The following is a 20,507-nucleotide window of genomic DNA, read 5'->3' as shown; positions in this document are numbered from 1 at the left end:
TTTTGACTATTAGATTTTAGATATACGATATTAGATTTTAAAAATCTGTTGCAAAGATAATGAGAATTCTAAAGTGATGTTTTAAAGAAATCATAAAGATTTTCGATGACTTTATTTTAAAATCTGAAGCGAAGCATTCTTTGCAGAAAAGCTTTTATAAAAAGTCCTTTTGGGCATCTCCAAATTACGTGTAAATCTTCCCAAAAAGAAGTTTCTTCGTCCAAAAACTTGAAAATAACTGTTGGATTCCCTTTTTGAAAAATGGCAGAAAAAATACTGGAACCTAATGCATTTTTTTTATCGAGAATATCCAACAACAGCAAATCGTAAAACCAAAATTTAGTGGTTTTGTGAAACTTCCTGAAGTCGGTTTCTGTGGTTAGAAATTGTACCAAAGCCTTTGATTTTTTAACAGTATTCGCAAATGTGTAACCCGTACTGGCTTTTGTCCAACCGCCGGCCGAACCAATATTGAGGATATTTTTTGTGTTTTGGTTCCAAAAAGGATAACAACTCATCGGGATACTGCCTTGTTCTTTTTCCAGTAATTCATAATTAGTAGCTCCCAGTTTTTGAAGGTAGTTTTTAATTTCGATTTCATATTCCTCTTTGGGCAGCAGTTCTTTTGAGAACAGAGTATATTCCAATAAAGCTTCTGTTGCTGAAGTGGGCAGTACATACATGAACCGGGTATTGCCCTTTTGAGCAACAGAAAAATCCATGAAAGTAGCACGTTCCGAATTGAAAACGGCTTCTTTGCTTTTGATGAACCAACCTACAAAATGCTGTTGTAAAAGCGGATATTTACTTTGATTATTGACTTTTTGCGGATTAAAAACAGAATTGAAAATTTGATTGCAACTGTAACTCTCGGTTTCGGTTTTTACGACACAATGGTCTCCCAATTCTTGAAAATCAACCACTTTTTGTTGGATGAATCGGATGTTTTTTTGTTTAGCAATTAAATCAAAAATCAAGCGGTAAAAGTCCAACCCTTTGACCATTTTATATTGGTAAGGTTTTAAAATCAATGTTCTTTCAAAGTCCTCGTTTTTGAAATAAGCAGTGTCCCATGTTTTAGAAACGATGGTGTCAAATGTCTTGTTTTCATCCCAAAAACACCAGGTACGATCGTTGGTTTGTTTTGGATTTTCATCTAATAACAGAATATTTTTATCTTCAAATTTTCCGGAACGTATCATTTCATATAGTGTCATCAAGGCCGCTAAGCCTGTACCTGTAAAAATGTAATGATAGTGTTTCATGTTTAGTATCTGAATGAGAATCCGAGTGCAACGTAATATTCAGGGGCGATATCAGTAAGACCCACACCCGAAGACAAATCTACCATAAAATTATCGGTAATCAAATAGGTGACACCTCCGTCAAGATTATGATTTACACTCTCTGTTTGCGATGCAAATCCAAATACTTCGGCATAAGTACCCAGTTTATTCGTGATTGCCAACCCTGTTGTGAGGGTATATATATAGGTGGGTACCGGCGTGATGCCATCCCATTCACAACCCAAATTGTAGCCCAATGTCAACTTGTCGGAAAGAGTGTGCTGCATGGTGAATCGTAACTCCGGAGCGGAAAAATCCGTCTTGTAATTTGTTGAAGCTACTTTGGGTAAAGAGATGTGTCCTATAAAAGATGTCTTGGGAATAAGACCGTTTTCTTCACAAAGTTTTACTTTAAACCCAATCATAATTGGAGTGAAACCAATTGTTTTAATGCTGCTGTTTTCAGAAATCAATTCAGTAATCAGTCGCAATTCCATATTTTCATTAATCCCATATTTCCACAGTGCGGATGGTAGTTCAAGTGATTCGCTATTTCGATTTTCCTTTTGACAGCTGAAACCGGCTTCCAATTGAAACATGCCTTTAGGAACGATGGCTGGTGTTTCGGTTTGATCCGGGCGATCGGCCTGGATGGGTTCTGATTTTTGTGAAAAACAGGTCGTTGAAAAACAGAATAGCGTCAGTAATATTTTTGTTTTCATAAATTAATTTTTAGACAAAACTAAAAATATATTTTTATTACCAAAACAATTACTATTTTTGTCACATCAAAAACAAGTGTATGACTTATTCAGAAGAAAATTATTTGAAGATAATTTACCATTTGTCTGTAGTTTCCAAAGCGGATATTTCTACTAACGCTATTGCACACGAGATGCAGACCAAAGCTTCTTCGGTGACCGATATGCTGAAAAAGTTGGCCGAAAAAGAATTGGTTAGTTACCAGAAGTATCAGGGAGTTACATTGACGCAAAAAGGTTTTTTTGCTGCCAAAATGATTGTGAGAAAGCACCGTTTGTGGGAAGTGTTTTTGGTAGATAAACTGAACTTTACCTGGGACGAGGTTCATGAAATTGCGGAAGAATTAGAACATATTCAGTCGGATAAACTGATAAATAAACTGGATGAGTTTTTGGATTTTCCTTCCAAAGATCCACACGGAGATCCGATACCCGATAAAAACGGTAACATTCCCAAAGTGGAAAAGCAGTTACTCTCGGAATTAGCCATCAATAAAACCGGGATATGTGTGGGTGTGAAAGATTCATCGACCGGTTTTTTACAATATTTGGACAAACAGAAAATAGCATTAGGTACTCAAATAAAAGTCATCGAAAAAGAAAGTTTCGACAATTCGTTGACCATAGAAATTAACGGGAACAAACTTTTGATCACCAATAAAATAGCCGGTAATCTTTTTGTTAAAACGATTTAAAGTATGAGCAAATCTAAGTCACTTGAAGAAGTAAATGAGTCGGTTGTCACACAAGGGGATGCCAGAGGGTTTAGAAAAATTTTAGCATTCCTCGGGCCAGCCTATTTAATCAGTGTCGGTTATATGGACCCCGGAAACTGGGCCACAGATATTGCCGGCGGAAGCCAGTTTGGTTATGCACTGATTTGGGTGTTGTTGATGAGTAATGTGATGGCATTGCTACTGCAAAGTTTAAGTGCACGATTGGGAATCGTAACCCAGCATGATTTGGCTCAGGCATCACGTGAAACCTATTCTAAGTTTGTCAACTATGTGCTTTACATTTTGGCTGAAATAGCCATTGCCGCCTGTGATTTGGCTGAAGTACTCGGAATGGCCATCGGGATTAATTTATTATTTGGGATTCCGTTGATTGAAGGCGTTTTAATTACAGTGTTGGACACTTTTTTATTACTTTTTTTAATCAATAAAGGCATTCGGAAAATGGAAGCGTTTATCATCGCTTTGGTCATGATTATTGGTTTTTCATTCGTATTTGAAATGATTTTTGCAGAGCCTGAAATGGGTAAAATTTTCGGTGGCTTGGTGCCGAGTTTACCCAACTCAAATGCACTATACATTGCTATCGGAATTATTGGGGCCACTGTGATGCCCCACAATTTGTATCTGCATTCCTCCTTGGTACAAACCCGAAAGTTTGACCGTAGCGAAAAAGGAATAAAACAAGCTCTGAAATTCAACTTTATTGACAGTACTATAGCACTCAATCTGGCTTTTTTCGTCAATGCGGCCATTTTGATTTTGGCGGCGGCCACCTTTTATAAGAACGGCATGTTTGAAGTGGCGGAAATTCAGGATGCACACCAGTTGTTGGCTCCGCTTTTGGGGACACAATGGGCTCCCATTTTATTTGCTGTCGCTTTGATTGCTGCGGGACAAAGCTCAACCATCACGGGAACTTTAGCCGGGCAAATCATCATGGAAGGTTATCTGAATCTCAGAATTCAACCTTGGATTCGAAGAATCCTTACCCGATTAATAGCTATAGTTCCAGCTGTGGTTGCCATCGTCTATTTTGGCGAAAGCGTAACCGGAAAACTGTTGATTATGAGTCAGGTGATATTGAGTTTGCAATTGGGATTTGCCATTATACCATTGATTCACTTTGTGAGTGATAAGTCGAAAATGAAAGGCTTTCACATCAATAAAACTACTCAAGTTGCTTCATGGTTAATCGCTTCCATCATTGTTTCCTTAAACGCCAAATTGGTTTTTGACGAAATTAAAGGCTGGCTGGAAACATCAGAAAATCCAATACTCCTCTGGTGTACAGTAGTTCCGTTGGCCTTCGGTTTCTTAATGCTGTTGTTGTATATTGTTTTTGAACCCTTTGTATCGAAAGTCAAAATGGAAATTGACAACCATTCACCTCATACTTTGGAACTTAAAATTGATGGGTACCGAAACTATAAAAAGAAAAATATTGCCGTTGCTGTCGATTTTTCTTCGGCAGATGAAAAGGCTATTTTACATGCGCTGGATTTAGGCGGAAGAGAGGCAAACTATACTTTGATTCACATAGTGGAAACGGTTGGAGCTATGGTTTATGGCAACAAAATCAGTGATCACGAAACCGGTTTGGACGAAAAACTTTTGTTCGATTATTACAAAATGATGGAAGAAAAAGGATTCCGGGTGGAAACCAAATTAGGTTTCGGAAAGCCGGGTAAAGTCATTCCTAAAATAATTAACGAAGGTCACTTTGACTTGTTGATTATGGGAACACACGGGCATACCGGCTTTAAAGATTTAGTTTTCGGAACCACAGTCAATAATGTCCGACATCGTATCGGTATACCGTTGCTCCTGGTGAAAAATTAATGACAACCGCAGTCGTCTTTGCCACAGCCTTTTTTCGACTTTTTTTTGCCGATAAATTTCTGAGCTAAAAAACCAATGGCAATACCAAGGGCTACATAAACTAATATTTCCTGTATATTCATAATCTCTTTTGAAAGGATTCTTATAGTGCGCAAAAACCAGACCAAATCATTTTAAAACTTGATACGCAATTAATGCCGTGATATAGGCAAATCCGCTCATGAAAACCAATTGAACTAATGGCCATTTCCAGGAATTGGTTTCTTTTTTTACAATAGCCAGGGTACTGATGCATTGCATGGCAAAAGCGTAAAACAGCAGTAAAGAAACTCCTGTAGCGAAGTTGAATACTTTTTTGCCGGTGTCTTCATAAACTTCCTCTTCCATTCTTGTTTTAATGGTGGTCTCTTCGTTGTTATGACTGCCTACACTGTAAATAGTGGCCAGAGTCCCTACAAAAACTTCACGAGCAGCAAACGAACTCACTACAGCAATCCCAATTTTCCAGTCGTACCCTAATGGTTTAATAACCGGCTCTATGGATTTACCAATGAGACCAATATAAGAGTGTTCCAATTTGTAAGAACTGATTTCATCTTCAATATAATCCTTGTCATGATGACGATGCTCTGTTTTTACTTTGACCATAACTACGGCTTCAGCTTTGTCAAAATCGGCTTTGGGTCCATGAGAACCTAAAAACCACAACACAATGGATAATGCTAAAATAATTTTTCCGGCACCGGTTACAAAGGATTTAGTTTTCTCAAGCACATTAATTCCGACATTTTTGAATAGCGGTAATTTGTAATTAGGCATTTCTACCACAAAATAAGATTTGGTTTTCAACCTCAAAACCTTATTCAAAATGTAAGCCGAAACTATTGCCATTCCAAAACCTAAAAGATACAATACCATTAGTGTCGCACCTTGTAAACTGAAAATGCCTAAAACTCTTTTTTCAGGAATAATTAACGAAATTAAAATGGCGTAAACCGGTAAGCGTGCAGAACACGTAATAAAAGGAGTGACCAACATCGTAATCAAACGCTCTTTCCAGTTTTCAATATTTCGCGCACTCATAATGGCCGGAATAGCACAAGCTGTTCCAGAGATTAAGGGCACTACGCTTTTCCCGGAAAGCCCGTAACGACGCATGATTTTATCCATCAAAAACACTACCCGGCTCATATAACCGCTTTCTTCCAATACGGAAATAAAAAGAAATAAGAACGCAATCTGTGGAATGAAAATCACAATACCTCCAATTCCGGGGATAATCCCTTCACTGATTAAATTGGTAAATTCGCCTGGCGGGAAAGTCGTTTTGGCGTAATTGGCCATGTTGGCAAAAGTCTTGTCAATGAACTCCATCGGCACGCTCGACCAATCAAAAATGGATTGGAAAATGAGCAAGAGAATGCCAAAGAAAATAACATAACCAAATATTTTATGGGTCAATACTTTATCCAATTTCGAACGCAAATCGGAAGCATTGGCCGTATCTATTTTTTGCCCAATTTTCAAGGTATCATTGATGAATTGGTAACGCTTGATAGTCTCTTTTTGTTGCAAACGCTTTAAATCCGAATGTGATTTGGTAAACGAACTGTTGATTTCGTTGCGCTCCAAATTCATGAAGTTGACATCTTGGGTAATGACCAACCAAAGTTTGTACAACAATTGGTTCGGGAAGGCTGCCCGAAGTTTATCAAAGTACTCCTGGTCTATTACCGAAGCATTCAGACATGGCTCTGTAGAAAGTGATTTGTATTCTACGATTTGTTTTTTGAGCTCCTCAATCCCAATTCCTTTTCGGGTGCTGACCAAAACTATTTTGGTTTTCAGTTGTTCTTCTAAAAATGGGATATTAAGAGAAATTCCCTTGGCTTTCATTCGGTCGGTCATATTGATAACCAAAATAGTCGGGATTTCTAAGTCTTTGATTTGGGTAAAAAGAAGCAAATTTCGTTTCAAATTCTCCACATCAGTCACTACTACAGCTACATCGGGATAGAGTTTGTCGTTCTTATTCAGCAGTAACTCAATCACCACATTTTCATCAATGGAACTGGCATTCAAACTGTAGGTTCCCGGCAAGTCAAGAATGTTTGCTTTGATGTTGTAGGGCAGTTTACAAAACCCCAGTTTTTTTTCAACGGTAATCCCGGGATAATTTCCCACCTGTTGCTTCAATCCGGTCAATTGATTGAATACCGAAGTTTTTCCGGTATTGGGATTTCCAATTAAAGCAACAGTGATGTTTTGTAGGCCCATGTTTGATTATTTCTCGTGTACTTCAACTTCAATCTCACGAGCGGTTTCTATGCGAATGGCCAAATGAGAACCGTTGTTGACATTCAGATAAATCGGATCGCCCAAAGGAGCGATTTGGATAATCTCCAAATCGTTATCAGGCAGACATCCCATTTCCAGAAGTTTCAATGGAATTTTATCCAAATCAACATACGTGATGGTAGCCTTGTCTCCAATTTGTAATAAATCAACGGTGGTTTTCAATGCTTATTTAGATTGAATTAAGATTGCAAAAGTAAGCATAAATTGAGAATATAGAATGATAAATATCAGTTTAACTACTTTTTATCGTTTTCACAAAGCCAGTTGATATCGTCAATCAGGCGTTTGATTTCTTCTTTTTTGGTTCCGTCATAAAATCCGCGTACCCGTTTTTCAGCATCGACTAAAACAAAATTTTCAGTGTGAACCATGTCATAGAGTTCATCAGGTTTTCCCAATTTCACTGCTAAATACGATTTTCTGGCCATGCTGTAAATTTGCTTTTTGTCCCCCGTAACCAGATTCCATTTTGAATCTACGACTCCCATTTTTAACGCATATTGTTTCAAAACCGGAACGCTGTCTGTTTCAGGAGTCACCGTGTGTGACAGGATCATCACTTTCGGATTGTGTAAAAAAGCTTTTTGAATATCAACCATATTAGTGGTCATAATAGGACAAATGGATTGGCAGGTAGTAAAGAAAAAATCGGCCACATAAATTTTGCCTTCGTAATCTTTTTGTGTTATGGTTTTCCCGTTTTGATTAACAAAAGAGAAATCGGCTATTTTATGCTCTCGGGCTATATACTGAACAGTGCTGTCAACCAACTCCGGATTAACATCCGCCGGATTGTAGATGGGTAAATTCTTTCCGGGTTTCAATACGTTGTAAAAAAGAGAAATAGTGACAATAGAGAAAACGAAAAAGGTTCCGATGAAAATTCTATATTTTTTGATAAAAGGCAGCATGCTTTTTTTGAGCAAAAATACGAAAGCAAGACCGTATTTGTAACATAAAGAATTCATTATAGACTTATATTTTTGTTAAAAAATGATTTCTACTTGTAGAATCAATAAATTTGCATCCACTAACAAAAAACTAAACGATTTATGAAAATGAACACCATTTCAAAAACGTTGTTGGCAGCAGTAGTATTGGCGGGAATTGCCCCAATGAATGCCCAGCAAAAGAATCCGGGAATTAATACTTCCCTGATGGACAAATCGGTAAGTCCGAAAGATGATTTTTTCCGATTTGTTAATGGAACCTGGTTGAAAAACACGGAAATTCCTGCAGATAAAACCCGTTGGGGAAGTTTTGATGAATTGCGTCAAAATACCGACAAAGATGCATTGGCCATTCTAAAGGATGCCGCTAAAAATCCAAAGTACTTGTCAAATACAGACCAAGGGAAAGCCATCAATATGTACAAAGTGGCGATGGATACCGTGGCCAGAAATAAACAAGGAATTGCGCCTTTGAAACCGTATTTAGCTAGAATCAATGCCGTAAAAAACATCAAAGATTTGCAAAAATTAATGATGGAAGAAGAAGCTGTTGGCGGAGGCGTTGGTTTCTTTGGAGTTGGAATTGGTGCCGATGAAAAAAACAGTAACAGAAATGTAGTAAGCTTGGGACCTGGCGGATTAGGTTTGCCGGACAGAGATTACTATGTGTCTGATGATAAAGATTCAAAAGAGAAACGTGAAAAATACGTATTACACGTTGCTAAAATGCTACAGTTTCTCGGTGAAAAACCAGAACAGGCTAAAGCCGATGCCGATAAAATTTTGGCGTTAGAAATCCAAATGTCGCAACCTCGATTGGATAGAGTAGAACGCAGAGATGCCCGCAAACAATACAATCCAACCGCTATTGGTGATTTACAAAAAATGCTCCCAATTATCGATTGGACGACCTACATGAAAGGAGTTGGCTTTACCAAGTTAGACACCATTATCGTATCGCAACCAAGATACATGAAAGCACTGCAAACCATTTTCACCGAAAACAAAGTGGAAGACTGGAAAGCCTACATGAGATGGATGTTGTTGAGAGGTTCGGCATCACAATTGTCAACCGATATCGAAACGGCTAATTGGGAGTTTTATGGTAAAACATTAACCGGAGCACTGAAACAAAGACCACGTCATGAAAAAGCGCTACAAGTAGTAAATGGTACTGTTGGTGAAGCTTTAGGGAAATTGTATGTAGAGAAAATGTTCCCGGCGGAGGCTAAAGAAAAAGCATCAAAAATGATTCAAAACATCATTCGTGCTTACAAAAAACGAATTAACAATTTAACGTGGATGTCGGCCGAAACCAAAACGAAAGCTATTGAAAAGTTGGATAAATTGACCATCAAAATTGGTTATCCGGACAAATGGGAGGATTATTCAGCCTTGACCATCAAAAGCCCGGGAGAAGGCGGAACATATTTTGACAATGTGAAAAGTGTTTCTCAATGGAACTGGAAAAAAGACTTGGCCAAGTTAGACAAACCGGTTGACAAAACAGAGTGGGGCATGTCGCCACAAACCGTGAATGCCTATTACAATCCGTCCTATAATGAAATTGTTTTCCCTGCAGCTATTTTGCAACCGCCTTTCTACGATTACAGAGCGGATGAAGCAATTAACTATGGTGGAATCGGAGCAGTTATCGGTCACGAAATTTCACACGGCTTTGACGATGAGGGTTCACGTTACAATGCAGAAGGAAACTTAGTAGACTGGTGGACCGAAAGTGATTTGACCCAATTTACTGCTTTGGGAACGGCTTTGGCAGATCAGTATTCTGCCTTAGAGCCACTACCGGGAACTCATGTTGACGGTAAATTTACTTTGGGAGAAAACATTGGAGATTTAGGCGGAATTAATGCTGCTTATGACGGTTTACAGTTGTATTTAAAAGAAAACGGCAACCCGGGATTAATTGACGGATATACGCCTGAACAACGTTTGTTCATTTCTTGGGCTACCATCTGGAGAGGTAAAATTAGGGATGAAGCATTGAAAAATCAAGTGAAAACCGATCCGCACTCACCGGCACAATACCGCGCTTATGTACCTTTGTTAAACTTGGAAACATTCCAACAAGCGTTTAGCATCAAACCGGGAGACGGCATGTATTTGGCTCCGGATAAGCAAGTGAAAATCTGGTAAGAATCCGATAGAAATAAAAAAAACCTCAAGTTATGCTTGAGGTTTTTTTATGGATTTTAATAAAGCAACAATACTAATCAGTGCCCAGGTTCCTTCAAGCACTACGAACGGCCAGAAGCGTATCAGGTAAGAAGAAAAACAGGCGATAGCACCACCCAAAATATTGAGTACATAAAACAGCAGGCCGTCTTTTTTTATCAGTGAAAAAATGTTCATGAAATAGGCAATCAGGATGAGGCTGACACCAAGGGTACCGATAAGGTCAGTGGTATTCATAAATTTGGTTTTTTAAATGTGTAGTGCAAAATCGTCACTGTTTTATCGCTCAAAATGGTTTTGCCGATGCTGGCTTTTTCGGTTTGAAATTCGGGCAAAGGCAATTCTAATTCTATTGCCTTTTGGGTGTAATATTCTTTTCTCGTCGGATGAAAAGGAGTCACAGCATTAAAGGTTTCACCAAAAAAATCGGTTTCAATAATTTGTTCCAAAATCCCTATGCAATCTGTTTGATGAATCAGGTTGATGCGAGCTTCGGGATTTTCTAAGTTGTGACGACCGGCTAAAAATTTGATAGGATGGCGATCTTCACCTATCAAACCGCCAAAACGAACCACTGTAGTTTTGAAATTGGGATTGTTTTGTAAAAGCATTTCTGCATCTAATAATTGTTTTCCGCTTTCTGTTTCGGGTTGAGGATTGGTCTCTTCCGTAATGACAGAATTATCATCTTGATAAACCGCTGTTGAACTCACAAAAAGCACTTTTCTTACGGCAGATTTTTCTATAAAAGCACTCAGCGTTTGAATTTTAACCACAAAGCTTTCAGAAGTATTGTGGCGCAGTTTAGGCGGAATATCAATAATCAATAGTTCGGAGTCTTGCAGAAATAAATCAATCTTGCCTTTGACTTCCTGTTCCGTTAATTCAAGTAGGAAAGGCTGAATTCCATGGTTTTCTAATACGGATAACTTTGCTTCAGATGTTGTTGACCCTTTGATGGAAAAGCCTTTTTCAATCAATGATTGAGCCAAGGGCAAACCCAGCCAACCGCATCCTAAAATAGAGATTTGTGTCATTTTTTTAAGGAGTCAACAGCAGTGGATGTACTATCTTTTTTTGTCCAATTTGTACTGAAAACAGGCTTTACGGTTGCTGTTTTTGCAGATGGTTTTATCTTTTGTTTGATAATCACTGCGTCGTTTAAAACAAATGGAGTTGGAATCATTCCGGCTTTTCTTGGAGCCATTTTAAACAAAGGATTTGACAACAAATCAAACGAACTTTCCAACAATTCCAAATCTAATTTGTCTGTACTGTTGATGGAAAATTCAAGGTCCAAAGGAGCATTGTCCACCACGTAATAACTCAACAGTTTGCCCGAAGTTTTGGCAGCAATATTACTTTTATAGGCAATCGCTTTTACGCCGTTAGCTCTTAAATTATGAATGCTTGTATTGCTGTTGACAAAAATATCATAGCGATTTACGGGTCGGTTTGGCGTTATTTTGATGTGGTACAAATGCTGATTGCCTTTGAGAGTGTCCCGCAAAAATTCAACAGTTGGTTTGGTAATTGCTTTTAGCGGAGCACTTGCCATAAATCTAAATTCTGAACCGTATTTGCTGTATAATTTAGTAGAATTTAATGTTGAGGCTTCTTTTGGATTGTTGCCCAGATAGTGTTTCGTCCAGGCATCAGGATTTGCATCATAGGTTGCCCAATTAGTTTTTCCGGTATCAGCGTTTAAAAGATAAACCAAGCTGTTGGGTTTTGCTTTTGCATTAGAATAATTTGAGGCTAAATGTGCTTTCACGAAAAATCCGATTGACACTAAAAGACAAACTCCCGCCCAGACAATTTTATTGGAAAAGGAACCAAAAATGGGTAATAATAAAGCAAAGGACAACACTGTCAGCAGCGCACTTCCGGTCAAAATTTTCAAGCCCAGTCCGATGGGAAACATTTGGATAAACGGCACCAAAATAATCAAAGTTGGAATTGCCAAAATCAAATTCAGTACTGTATTCGATTTCTGTGTCAACACAAAATAACCCAGCATTAATGAACTCGAGATTACCGGTATAATTAAGAATCCGGCGCCTTGCAGTTTGAATGCGATACCTGAGTTGATAAGCAACCAAATAAATAAAGGGGCTGCTAACTGATTCATTTCAGGATTGCGTTTGCCGTTGTTTTGATAAAATAAAAAGCAAATCGCCAAAGTCAGACTCACAAAAGCATAAATGTAATCGTGACCATTATAGGTAAAACCCTGAAGAATGTCTTTGTATTGCGGATAAAAATTCAGTAACAACTTCCAGCCCACGAAAGTCAGGAAACCAGCTGTAATCAATGAGCCAAACAGCGGTACAAATCCTTTGAAAACTTCATCAATGCGCATCGCTCTTTTGCCCAATCCGACAAAAACAAAAAGTAGGAACAAACCCAATGCGATGAGTAACATCGGGAATATCCAGGTAAACGGATAACTCACAAAGCCAAATGGGATGTTGAAATATACATTGTCATCGGTGGAATTGAGGTCTGTCAAATCCGCATTGGCAAAATAATTCAACAGCGGAAACAAATAACTGCCTTGATGGGCTAAGGTTTCGGGAGCTAAATTGTCAAATTTGTCCTGAGCAGTATGATAATTAAAATGGCTGTCAATAAAGGCAAAGTTAAACCCCTGTATTTTTCCCGCTTCTCTGAAAACGGTCAAGTCGGTGTCATTTGGTAACATTTTGTAAATGCTGTACATCAGTGAATTGGAAACAGGATAACCGGCTTTACCATTGGCAAAAGCAGCTACCATTTTGGCATTGCCGTTATTTGTTTCCATAAGCATATAACTCGGTCCCGAAGTTCCGCGGGCTTCAAAATTTAATGCCAAACCAATCTCTTTCGCCCACTGATGTTGTGTCACAAAAAGGGCAGCACCGTTCAATCCCAATTCTTCAGCATCGGTAAATAAAATAATGATGTCGTTTTTGTGGGCTGTTTTATTGTGCAAAAAAGCGCGAACACTTTCTAAAATAGTGGCCACCCCACTGGCGTCATCACTGGCGCCTCGGGACACTGAATGTGGTGCGCTGTCATAATGTGACAATAATAGCAATGCCTTAGTAGAGGCAGAACCTTTGATTCGAGCCAGTATGTTTTTGGATTTGACCAAAGTCCCTTTTTCAGTCATCGTAAAACCTTCCTGAAGAGAAGGTTCCAAACCTAAATTTTGCAACTCCTTCTGAAGATATTGTGCTACCTCTTCATGATTTTCAGAACCCACATAATGGGCTTTGGCCGACATTGCTTTGACAGTGGATAAAGCTCTTTGAGTAGAAAATTCCGAAAGGGGGGCTTCCGTTTCATCATAATTTTGAGGCATCATGAAGAAAAAAATCCCGGCAATTATCCCAGCCAAAATCAATATTGAATAAAAAGAAGTATAGTTTTTTCTCATCAGAATAAAGTTAATGTTCTTTTTTGACCAGCATATAAAAATCGTTGTCTAAATAACGATAGCCTTGATCATACACAAAATGATAAGTGTTTCCGGTATTGGTATTTAAAATACTCGTAAAAAAATCAAAGTCAAACCCCTTACTCAATAGCCTGGTTTTTGTTGTTTTTGATTTGCCTTCTACATTCAGCTCTGACAAAATTCGGTAATTTTTGCGCAACTTATTATTAATATTTCGCATATAATTAGTACTGTCTTTATTGATTTTGTTGTTGTAGGCATTGCGGCAACCGTCACTGCAAAACTTTTTATCCTCGCGACCTACAATTTTTTCACCACATTCCAAACAGGGTTTGTCCATAATTTTTAGTTTTAATATTCAAGATCGAATGGCTCGGGCATTTTGGGTTTCCGTGTTCCTGCTTTCCACTATTGCACGGCAATCGCTGCAATCAGGGCTAGTCAGGATTTGTCTTTTGTATTCCAAAACATTTAGGGCTAATCAAATATAAGAAAATATTTCCGTTTACAAATGGGTACAAATAGTTACAACCGAAAGTAAATGCATAACAACCGAATAATTTTGGCCAACTGCCACAACTTTGTCTCGTTGATTTGAAACAATGGTCAATAACAGTTTTAATAATAATAACTTTTAAATATAAACACCATGAGAAACAAAGTACAGTTAATAGGACACGTAGGCCAAGAGCCGGAAATCAAAAACCTGGAAGGAGGTAAAAAAGTAGCCAACTTAACACTCGCTACCAACGAGTATTACAAAAATGACAAAGGAGAAAAAGTAGAACAAACCGAATGGCACCGCATCACCGCCTGGGGCAAAGTGGCCGATATCATCGAAAAATACGTAGAGAAAGGAAAAGAAATTGCCATTGAGGGCAAATTGTCACACAGAAGTTATGAAGACAAAGATGGCAACAAACGGTATGTAACAGAGGTCGTTGCTAACGACATTCTGTTGCTGAGCAAATAACGGTTTCAAAAAGTGAAAGCATGAATATCAAAGTTTTTAATATTCGTCTGAGCAAAGAGCACTGTCAGTCTGACCAAGAGCGAATGAACAATTTTTTAGATTTGGTAGAAGTAAAGCTCACATCAACCAACTTTGTCACCACCGGTTCTACTGATTTTTGGTCGGCTGCAGTGTTCTTTGAACCCAAATCGGTTAAAAAAGAAAAAGCTAAGTTTTTACATGATGAGCTATCTCCAAAAGAGCGTGAAATTTTCAACGCCTTGAGAACATGGAGAAATACTTTGGCCGAAAAAAAGAATTGGTCCTATTTTCAAATTTGTCATAATGCACATTTGGCCTCCATTGCAAAAATTAATCCGCAAACAATAGAAAATTTAGCTAATGATACCAGCTTCGGGTTAAAAAGAACAGAGAAGTATGGAGAGGAGGTTTTAGCAGTTTTGAATGCTCTGTAAAGCATCGTTTGCTTTAGAATAAAGCGACAAAGTGAAAATTTTGTCGCTTTTTATTTGTGTTTTTTATAAAAATTTAACGTAAAAAGATATAAGTTGTCAACACGAAAACGTTTTCGGAGACTGTTTTATGACTTTAAAGGAGTTAATATTCAATTATTTAGTTACATTTAAATTGTCATAAAAGTCAAAACAAAACGAAAAACCATGAAAAAATTAAAATTCTTGTTGATTTTAATTACGGTATGCTGTGCCGCAGTTTCCGGTTTTTCACAGGTTGGTATTAATACCATTACTCCGCTAAGTACCTTGGATGTCAATGGAAATATTTCTGTAAAAGTCATCACTTTAAACGGAAGCGGAGCTGCAACATTGATTAGTGACGGTGTTTATATCTCAATAAATCCTCAGGCAACTGACCAAGAGTTTCAACTGCCCAGTGCAGTTACCTATCCGGGAAGAATGTATTTTATAAGAAACATCAACAACACCTATACCGCAAAACTTACTTCGGCAGGAGGAATGATATTTCCTAAAGGTTCAACTACCGGAAGTGCTCAAATTTATATGTGGGAGGGAAATCGCAGAAGTGTTATCGTAGTTAGTGACGGTTCCAACTGGACTTACTTTGATTAAGCATCCATCAGTTTCTGCAAATAATTCATAAATTCGCCTACATGGTAACCGTCAGCCAAACCATGATGTACATGAACGGACATGTTCATAAAATTTTTACCATTTTCTTCGGTCATTTTACCAAAAGAAATCTTGGGGCAGCTGTCAGGCCAAGTAAAACTTCTCGCATGGGAGTAAGAAGTAAAGTCAATCCAGGGTAAGACCGAAAAGTGAATCAAATTAATTTCAAAATCCCGGGTAATCAATCCGGTGGTGTTTTGTATTCTTTCAATTTCTTTTCGGGTAATTTCAGCAAAATGGCTTAAGTCTTCGTCATATTCCATCAGTGAAAAACCAAAAGTTTTATCCTCGCGCAAAATTGTAGCCGACACATCGATACGATCAAAAACATAGACTTCGTCATCAATAATCCGGTAACGGAAATTCTCAATTGAATTTACAGCAGTCAAGGTTTTGTGCAGATAGTACGTGAAAAAGGTCACACCCAAATCTTTAGCTTTTTGATACGCTTTGGTGCAGTCAATTCGGGTGACGATTCCGAAAAAAGGTTCTTCCATTTGCTTGAAAAACAGAAAATGCTCTTTGCGGTTCCAGGTTTCCAAGTTTAGTTTTTGTTTCACTTTAAGACAATAAAAGAGGTAAAACGTCAGTTATCTTTTCCAAAGCTTTGAAGTTAGGATGTTCTACTTTATGACTTATTTTTTCATGTTCCCAGGTAGTGTGAAATGGTATATGAACAGCATGGCCTCCAATATTCAGTACAGGCAAGACATCCGATTTCAAAGAATTTCCAATCATAAAAAACTCTTCAGCTTTGATTTCCAAACGCTTCAGCAGGTCTTCATAATCTTTTTCCTTTTTGTCCGACATCACTTCAATATGGTGAAAATAATGTCCCAAACCGGAGTTGTGTAACTTCCTTCTTTGGTCCAATAAATCACCTTTGGTAGCTACCACCAGTTTGTAATTACCGTTTAAGGCAGCTAAAGTTTCTTCCACACCATCCAACAATTCAATGGGTTTTTGAAGCAACTCTTTACCATATTCCGTAATTTTTTCGATGATTTCTATGGAAATGGTTTTGTTTGAAATCTTCATAGCAGCCTCAATCATCGATAGAATGTAACCTTTGATGCCATACCCGTACAACTCCAGATTGGCAATTTCAGTTTTGAACAATTCTTGTGACAAAGAATGTTGTGAAAGGTAAGCCGACATCAGGTTGCAGAATTTCTCTTCTGTCTCCTGAAAATACGGCTCGTTGACAAACAAGGTGTCATCCGCGTCAAAAGCAATTACTTTCAATTTCATATGCTATGTAGTATTAGCTAATCAATGCTCCATTATCAACGCCATCCGCATCCGGATTGACAAAAACTAATTGACCGGCAGCATTGTTGGTCATCAAAATCATTCCCTCGCTTTCTACCCCGCGCAAGGCTCTTGGAGCCAAATTAATTAAAACCGTTACGCGTTTGCCTATCACTTCTTCCGGTGAAAAATGTTCCGCAATGCCCGAAACAATGGTACGTACATCCAAACCGGTATCTACCTTCAAGACCAAAAGTTTATTGGCTTTCGGCATTTTTTCAGCTGCTACTATAGTGCCTACGCGCAAGTCAAGTTTGGCAAAATCGTCAAAAGTGGCTGTGGCTTTTTGTGGTTCGGTAGTTTTGTCTTCCATGGCGTTAGCAGTTTTACTGGCTTCGAGTTTGTCTATCTGTTTTTGAATTTCGGCATCTTCAATTTGCGCAAATAAAATTTCCGCTTGGCCAATTTGATGACCGGCCGGAAGCAAATCGGGGGTTTCGGAAACCGAATTCCAAGTAAGGTTTTTACTGTTTAAAATGGTTTTCAATTTACCCGAGGTAAACGGTAAAAAGGGCTCGCACAAAACTTGCAACGCCGCTGCAATCTGAAGGGCTACATACATCTGCGTTTGCACGCGTTCCGGGTTGGTTTTGACCATTTTCCACGGTTCTTCATCAGCCAAATATTTATTTCCCAAACGAGCTACATTCATCAACTCGCCTTGGGCTTCTCGGAATCGGTACCGTTCTACAGAAGAGGAAATCACCGCCGGATAGGCTTTTAATTCAGCTAAGGTTTGTTCGTCAATTTCAGTTAGTTCATGGGGTTGTGGAACTATTCCGTTGTAATATTTGTTGGTTAACACCACCACACGGTTGATGAAATTGCCAAAAACAGCCGCTAACTCATTGTTATTTCTGGCCTGAAAATCTTTCCAGGTAAAATCGTTGTCTTTGGTTTCCGGAGCATTCGCCGTCAAAGCATAACGCAACACATCTTGTTTTTCCGGAAAATCCAACAAATATTCATGCAACCAAACCGCCCAATTCTTGGAAGTAGAAAGTTTATTCCCTTCTAAGTTCAAAAATTCGTTGGCCGGGACATTATCCGGTAAAATATAACTTCCCTCCGCTTTTAACATGGCAGGGAAAATAATACAGTGGAATACAATGTTGTCTTTACCAATGAAGTGGACTAACTTGGTATCGTCTTTTTTCCAATAGTCTTCCCAATTTTTTCCTTCACGGGCAGCCCATTCTTTGGTAGCGGAAATATAACCGATAGGGGCATCAAACCACACATAGAGTTTTTTCCCTTCTGCACCTTCAACCGGTACATCAATTCCCCAATCCAAATCCCGGGTTACAGCACGCGGTTTTAAACCGTCGTCCAACCAGGATTTTACCTGACCGAGTACATTGGTTTTCCAATCGTTTTTGTGCTCTTCCAAAATCCATTGGGTTAAAAAATCCTGATAACGGTCTAAGGGTAAAAACCAGTGTTTTGTTGATTTTAATATTGGAGTTTCTCCCGTGATGGTTGACTTTGGATTGATTAAATCAGTGGCGTTAAGGGTAGAACCACATCTTTCGCATTGGTCGCCATAAGCTTCCGGATTATCGCATTTAGGGCAGGTTCCGGTAACGAAACGATCCGCCAAAAACTGATTGGCTTTGGCATCGTATAATTGTTCGGTGACTTCTTCAATAAAATCGCCTTTGTCATATAATTTTCTGAAAAACTCCGAAGCCGTATCGTGATGAATTTTGGAGGAGGTGCGCGAATAATTATCAAACGAAATTCCGAAATCTAAAAAAGACTGACGAATGATACCATCATATTTATCAATGACCTGTTGTGGCGTAATACCTTCTTTTTTGGCTTTCATCGAGATGGCCACACCGTGTTCATCACTTCCGCAAATAAAGGCCACATCTTTTCCTTGTAATCTCAAATAACGGGCATAAATATCTGACGGCACATAAACTCCGGCCAGGTGACCGATATGAATAGGACCATTAGTATAGGGCAATGCCGCCGTAATGGTATATCTTTTTGGGTTTTCTAACATAATCTTTGAAATAGACAGCAAAAATAAGTTTTTTAGCTGCGAAATCCCGAATTAATTTTGGGATTTGTTTACTTTTGAAACTACAATTCACTAATCTTTATGGATTAATGCGAAAATTAGTTGCACTGCTTTTTCTGATTACAATTTCCTCTTATTCACAAAAAAAGATGATTACACCTCCTTATCTCCAAAAAGGCGACACGGTTGCCATCGTTTCTACAGCACGAAAAAACATAGAAGACAATCTGAAACCTACTATCGATTTACTGGAAGGCTGGGGTTTAAAAGTCAAATTAGGAAAAACCATCGGGTTGGATTATTACCAATTAGCCGGTACCGATGAGCAAAGAGCAGCTGACTTTCAGGAACAAATGGATAATCCGAATGTTAAAATGATTTGGTGTGTGCGAGGCGGATACGGTACGGTAAAAATTATAGATAAATTGGATTTTACCAAATTCAAGCAAAATCCCAAATGGATTGTCGGTTTCAGCGATGTGACAGTTTTGCACAGTCATTTGAACCGCATGGGCATTGAATCCATACACGGAACCATGCCGGTGGTTATCCCTCGTGCTACAGATGATGCGAAGAATTCTTTATGTGCGGCTTTGTTTGGTGATAAATTGGAATATACTTTAGATTGTGACGCGCTCAATCATTTGGGCAAGGCCAAAGGCGAGTTGGTAGGCGGAAATTTATCCATTCTTTACAGTTTGTTGGGTTCGGAATCGGCGATTGATTGTACGGATAAAATTCTTTTTCTCGAAGATTTGGATGAATATCTGTATCATGTTGATCGGATGATGGTCAACCTTAAACGCAATGGCTGTTTGTCAAGTTTAAAAGGAATTATTGTGGGCGGCATGACAGAGATGAAGGATAATGAAATCCCTTGGGGCAGAAATGCATTGGAAATAATTGAAGATACCGTAAAGGGCCTGAACATCCCTATTATTTATAACTTCCCGGCCGGACATATCCGAGACAATCGGGCATTGATTTTTGGCAGACAGGTTTCTGTGGAAGTGACGGCAGAAAGAAGCAAAGTAACTTTTCAATAAATGGCAGAACACAACGAACTTGGAAAGTTAGGAGAAGAATTGGCAGTTGAATTTCTGCAACAAAACGGCTATGCCATTTTAGAAACCAATTGGACCTTTCAAAAAGCCGAGATTGATATTATTGCCCAAACAGAAAACACTCTTGTCATTGTTGAAGTCAAAACCCGTTCTAGCATTGCCTATGGGTTGCCGCAGGATTTTGTAAAACCTCAAAAGATTCAGCTGTTGGTCAAAGCTGTCAATGAATATGTCCTCGCCAATGATTTAGATGTTCAAATTCGTTTTGATATTATTGCCATCGCCAAAGAAGAAAATGACTATAAAATAGAACATTTACAAGATGCTTTCTACCATTTCTGATAAACAAATCTTAATTAAGACACTAAAAATTTGTTTTATTCTGAATTTCAATAACTTTACGGAAAAAATAT

Annotated in this window: 20 protein-coding genes; 8 read left to right on the top strand and 12 right to left on the bottom strand. The window is 38.4% G+C overall.

Annotation, left to right across the window (positions count from 1 at the left end):
* Nucleotides 1-116: 116 nt before the first annotated feature.
* The gene (locus ACSVH6_RS01545; protein WP_438074865.1) at nucleotides 117-1,265 is read right to left on the bottom strand and encodes a lycopene cyclase family protein; all 1,149 of its coding nucleotides are present in this window, start codon (nucleotides 1,263-1,265) and stop codon (nucleotides 117-119) included.
* Nucleotides 1,266-1,267: 2 nt separating this feature from the next.
* Nucleotides 1,268-2,008, bottom strand: a complete 741-nt coding sequence (locus ACSVH6_RS01540; RefSeq protein ID WP_438074863.1) for a transporter — start codon at nucleotides 2,006-2,008, stop codon at nucleotides 1,268-1,270.
* 80 nt (nucleotides 2,009-2,088) lie between these two features.
* Between ACSVH6_RS01540 and ACSVH6_RS01535 the strand changes: the two genes are divergently transcribed.
* Both ACSVH6_RS01535 and ACSVH6_RS01530 read left to right on the top strand, forming a co-directional pair.
* A complete protein-coding gene (locus ACSVH6_RS01535) occupies nucleotides 2,089-2,742 on the top strand; it encodes a metal-dependent transcriptional regulator (RefSeq protein WP_438074861.1) in 654 nt (217 codons plus the stop codon).
* Nucleotides 2,743-2,745: 3 nt separating this feature from the next.
* Nucleotides 2,746-4,623, top strand: coding sequence for an Nramp family divalent metal transporter (locus tag ACSVH6_RS01530; RefSeq protein WP_438074859.1), 1,878 nt, complete (start codon nucleotides 2,746-2,748; stop codon nucleotides 4,621-4,623).
* A gap of 168 nt (nucleotides 4,624-4,791) precedes the next feature.
* On the opposite strand, the gene feoB is transcribed toward ACSVH6_RS01530, so the two are convergent.
* From feoB to ACSVH6_RS01515, 3 genes are all read right to left on the bottom strand, one after another.
* Entirely contained in the window at nucleotides 4,792-6,900 is a 2,109-nt protein-coding gene (gene feoB, locus ACSVH6_RS01525; protein WP_438074857.1) for a ferrous iron transport protein B, read from the bottom strand.
* A gap of 6 nt (nucleotides 6,901-6,906) precedes the next feature.
* Entirely contained in the window at nucleotides 6,907-7,143 is a 237-nt protein-coding gene (locus tag ACSVH6_RS01520; RefSeq protein ID WP_438074855.1) for a FeoA family protein, read from the bottom strand.
* A gap of 74 nt (nucleotides 7,144-7,217) precedes the next feature.
* On the bottom strand, nucleotides 7,218-7,892 hold the full coding sequence (locus ACSVH6_RS01515) for an SCO family protein (protein WP_438075759.1): 675 nt from the start codon (nucleotides 7,890-7,892) through the stop codon (nucleotides 7,218-7,220).
* Between the two features lie 141 nt (nucleotides 7,893-8,033).
* On the opposite strand from ACSVH6_RS01515, the gene ACSVH6_RS01510 reads away from it, so the two are divergent.
* Complete coding sequence (locus ACSVH6_RS01510; RefSeq protein WP_438074853.1) at nucleotides 8,034-10,088, top strand: M13 family metallopeptidase; 2,055 nt, start codon at nucleotides 8,034-8,036, stop codon at nucleotides 10,086-10,088.
* A gap of 30 nt (nucleotides 10,089-10,118) precedes the next feature.
* On the opposite strand, the gene ACSVH6_RS01505 is transcribed toward ACSVH6_RS01510, so the two are convergent.
* Genes ACSVH6_RS01505 through ACSVH6_RS01490 form a run of 4 tightly spaced genes read right to left on the bottom strand, consistent with a single transcriptional unit; the run spans nucleotide 10,119 to nucleotide 13,909 of the window.
* Nucleotides 10,119-10,364, bottom strand: coding sequence for a CBU_0592 family membrane protein (locus ACSVH6_RS01505; RefSeq protein ID WP_438074851.1), 246 nt, complete (start codon nucleotides 10,362-10,364; stop codon nucleotides 10,119-10,121).
* Complete coding sequence (locus ACSVH6_RS01500) at nucleotides 10,361-11,164, bottom strand: SDR family oxidoreductase (RefSeq protein ID WP_438074849.1); 804 nt, start codon at nucleotides 11,162-11,164, stop codon at nucleotides 10,361-10,363. The genes ACSVH6_RS01505 and ACSVH6_RS01500 overlap by 4 nt, the downstream gene beginning before the upstream one ends.
* Nucleotides 11,161-13,548: a M20/M25/M40 family metallo-hydrolase gene (locus ACSVH6_RS01495; protein ID WP_438074848.1), complete on the bottom strand. Its 2,388-nt coding sequence runs from the start codon at nucleotides 13,546-13,548 to the stop codon at nucleotides 11,161-11,163. The genes ACSVH6_RS01500 and ACSVH6_RS01495 overlap by 4 nt, the downstream gene beginning before the upstream one ends.
* Before the next feature lie 10 nt (nucleotides 13,549-13,558).
* Nucleotides 13,559-13,909: a hypothetical protein gene (locus ACSVH6_RS01490; protein WP_438074846.1), complete on the bottom strand. Its 351-nt coding sequence runs from the start codon at nucleotides 13,907-13,909 to the stop codon at nucleotides 13,559-13,561.
* A 300-nt stretch (nucleotides 13,910-14,209) separates the two neighbouring features.
* On the opposite strand from ACSVH6_RS01490, the gene ACSVH6_RS01485 reads away from it, so the two are divergent.
* The 3 genes from ACSVH6_RS01485 to ACSVH6_RS01475 all read left to right on the top strand — a co-directional run bounded on the left by ACSVH6_RS01485 (nucleotide 14,210) and on the right by ACSVH6_RS01475 (nucleotide 15,630).
* Entirely contained in the window at nucleotides 14,210-14,542 is a 333-nt protein-coding gene (locus ACSVH6_RS01485; RefSeq protein ID WP_438075757.1) for a single-stranded DNA-binding protein, read from the top strand.
* A gap of 20 nt (nucleotides 14,543-14,562) precedes the next feature.
* Nucleotides 14,563-14,997, top strand: coding sequence for an HRDC domain-containing protein (locus ACSVH6_RS01480; RefSeq protein ID WP_438074845.1), 435 nt, complete (start codon nucleotides 14,563-14,565; stop codon nucleotides 14,995-14,997).
* Nucleotides 14,998-15,201: 204 nt separating this feature from the next.
* Complete coding sequence (locus tag ACSVH6_RS01475; protein WP_438074843.1) at nucleotides 15,202-15,630, top strand: hypothetical protein; 429 nt, start codon at nucleotides 15,202-15,204, stop codon at nucleotides 15,628-15,630.
* Here ACSVH6_RS01475 and ACSVH6_RS01470 read toward each other — a convergent pair.
* The 3 genes from ACSVH6_RS01470 to metG are packed head-to-tail and all read right to left on the bottom strand — an operon-like array spanning nucleotide 15,627 to nucleotide 19,012.
* Nucleotides 15,627-16,250 (bottom strand): CatA-like O-acetyltransferase, encoded by a 624-nt coding sequence (locus ACSVH6_RS01470; RefSeq protein WP_438074841.1) that lies wholly within the window; start codon nucleotides 16,248-16,250, stop codon nucleotides 15,627-15,629. The two genes, ACSVH6_RS01475 and ACSVH6_RS01470, sit on opposite strands and share 4 nt — an antisense overlap.
* A 1-nt stretch (nucleotide 16,251) precedes the next feature.
* Nucleotides 16,252-16,941 carry an HAD family hydrolase gene (locus ACSVH6_RS01465; RefSeq protein WP_438074839.1) on the bottom strand — a complete coding sequence of 230 codons (690 nt, stop codon included), beginning with the start codon at nucleotides 16,939-16,941 and terminating at the stop codon, nucleotides 16,252-16,254.
* Nucleotides 16,942-16,954: 13 nt separating this feature from the next.
* Nucleotides 16,955-19,012 carry a methionine--tRNA ligase gene (gene metG / locus ACSVH6_RS01460; protein ID WP_438075755.1) on the bottom strand — a complete coding sequence of 686 codons (2,058 nt, stop codon included), beginning with the start codon at nucleotides 19,010-19,012 and terminating at the stop codon, nucleotides 16,955-16,957.
* Between the two features lie 167 nt (nucleotides 19,013-19,179).
* On the opposite strand from metG, the gene ACSVH6_RS01455 reads away from it, so the two are divergent.
* Both ACSVH6_RS01455 and ACSVH6_RS01450 read left to right on the top strand, forming a co-directional pair.
* Nucleotides 19,180-20,076, top strand: a complete 897-nt coding sequence (locus ACSVH6_RS01455) for a S66 peptidase family protein (protein WP_438074837.1) — start codon at nucleotides 19,180-19,182, stop codon at nucleotides 20,074-20,076.
* Nucleotides 20,077-20,436 (top strand): YraN family protein, encoded by a 360-nt coding sequence (locus ACSVH6_RS01450; RefSeq protein ID WP_438074836.1) that lies wholly within the window; start codon nucleotides 20,077-20,079, stop codon nucleotides 20,434-20,436.
* Nucleotides 20,437-20,507: the final 71 nt, after the last annotated feature.

It is taken from the genome of Flavobacterium sp. XGLA_31 (assembly GCF_051547105.1).
GTDB lineage: Bacteria > Bacteroidota > Bacteroidia > Flavobacteriales > Flavobacteriaceae > Flavobacterium.
This window is presented reverse-complemented; position numbering and strand designations above follow the sequence as displayed.

Coding starts and splice junctions, on each gene's coding strand:
- ACSVH6_RS01545 (WP_438074865.1), bottom strand. CDS start 1,265: ATGAAACACTATCATTACATTTTTACAGGTACAGGCTTAGCGGCCTTG.
- ACSVH6_RS01540 (WP_438074863.1), bottom strand. CDS start 2,008: ATGAAAACAAAAATATTACTGACGCTATTCTGTTTTTCAACGACCTGT.
- ACSVH6_RS01535 (WP_438074861.1), top strand. CDS start 2,089: ATGACTTATTCAGAAGAAAATTATTTGAAGATAATTTACCATTTGTCT.
- ACSVH6_RS01530 (WP_438074859.1), top strand. CDS start 2,746: ATGAGCAAATCTAAGTCACTTGAAGAAGTAAATGAGTCGGTTGTCACA.
- feoB (WP_438074857.1), bottom strand. CDS start 6,900: ATGGGCCTACAAAACATCACTGTTGCTTTAATTGGAAATCCCAATACC.
- ACSVH6_RS01515 (WP_438075759.1), bottom strand. CDS start 7,892: ATGCTGCCTTTTATCAAAAAATATAGAATTTTCATCGGAACCTTTTTC.
- ACSVH6_RS01510 (WP_438074853.1), top strand. CDS start 8,034: ATGAAAATGAACACCATTTCAAAAACGTTGTTGGCAGCAGTAGTATTG.
- ACSVH6_RS01505 (WP_438074851.1), bottom strand. CDS start 10,364: ATGAATACCACTGACCTTATCGGTACCCTTGGTGTCAGCCTCATCCTG.
- ACSVH6_RS01500 (WP_438074849.1), bottom strand. CDS start 11,164: ATGACACAAATCTCTATTTTAGGATGCGGTTGGCTGGGTTTGCCCTTG.
- ACSVH6_RS01495 (WP_438074848.1), bottom strand. CDS start 13,548: ATGAGAAAAAACTATACTTCTTTTTATTCAATATTGATTTTGGCTGGG.
- ACSVH6_RS01490 (WP_438074846.1), bottom strand. CDS start 13,909: ATGGACAAACCCTGTTTGGAATGTGGTGAAAAAATTGTAGGTCGCGAG.
- ACSVH6_RS01480 (WP_438074845.1), top strand. CDS start 14,563: ATGAATATCAAAGTTTTTAATATTCGTCTGAGCAAAGAGCACTGTCAG.
- ACSVH6_RS01475 (WP_438074843.1), top strand. CDS start 15,202: ATGAAAAAATTAAAATTCTTGTTGATTTTAATTACGGTATGCTGTGCC.
- ACSVH6_RS01465 (WP_438074839.1), bottom strand. CDS start 16,941: ATGAAATTGAAAGTAATTGCTTTTGACGCGGATGACACCTTGTTTGTC.
- metG (WP_438075755.1), bottom strand. CDS start 19,012: ATGTTAGAAAACCCAAAAAGATATACCATTACGGCGGCATTGCCCTAT.
- ACSVH6_RS01455 (WP_438074837.1), top strand. CDS start 19,180: ATGATTACACCTCCTTATCTCCAAAAAGGCGACACGGTTGCCATCGTT.
- ACSVH6_RS01450 (WP_438074836.1), top strand. CDS start 20,077: ATGGCAGAACACAACGAACTTGGAAAGTTAGGAGAAGAATTGGCAGTT.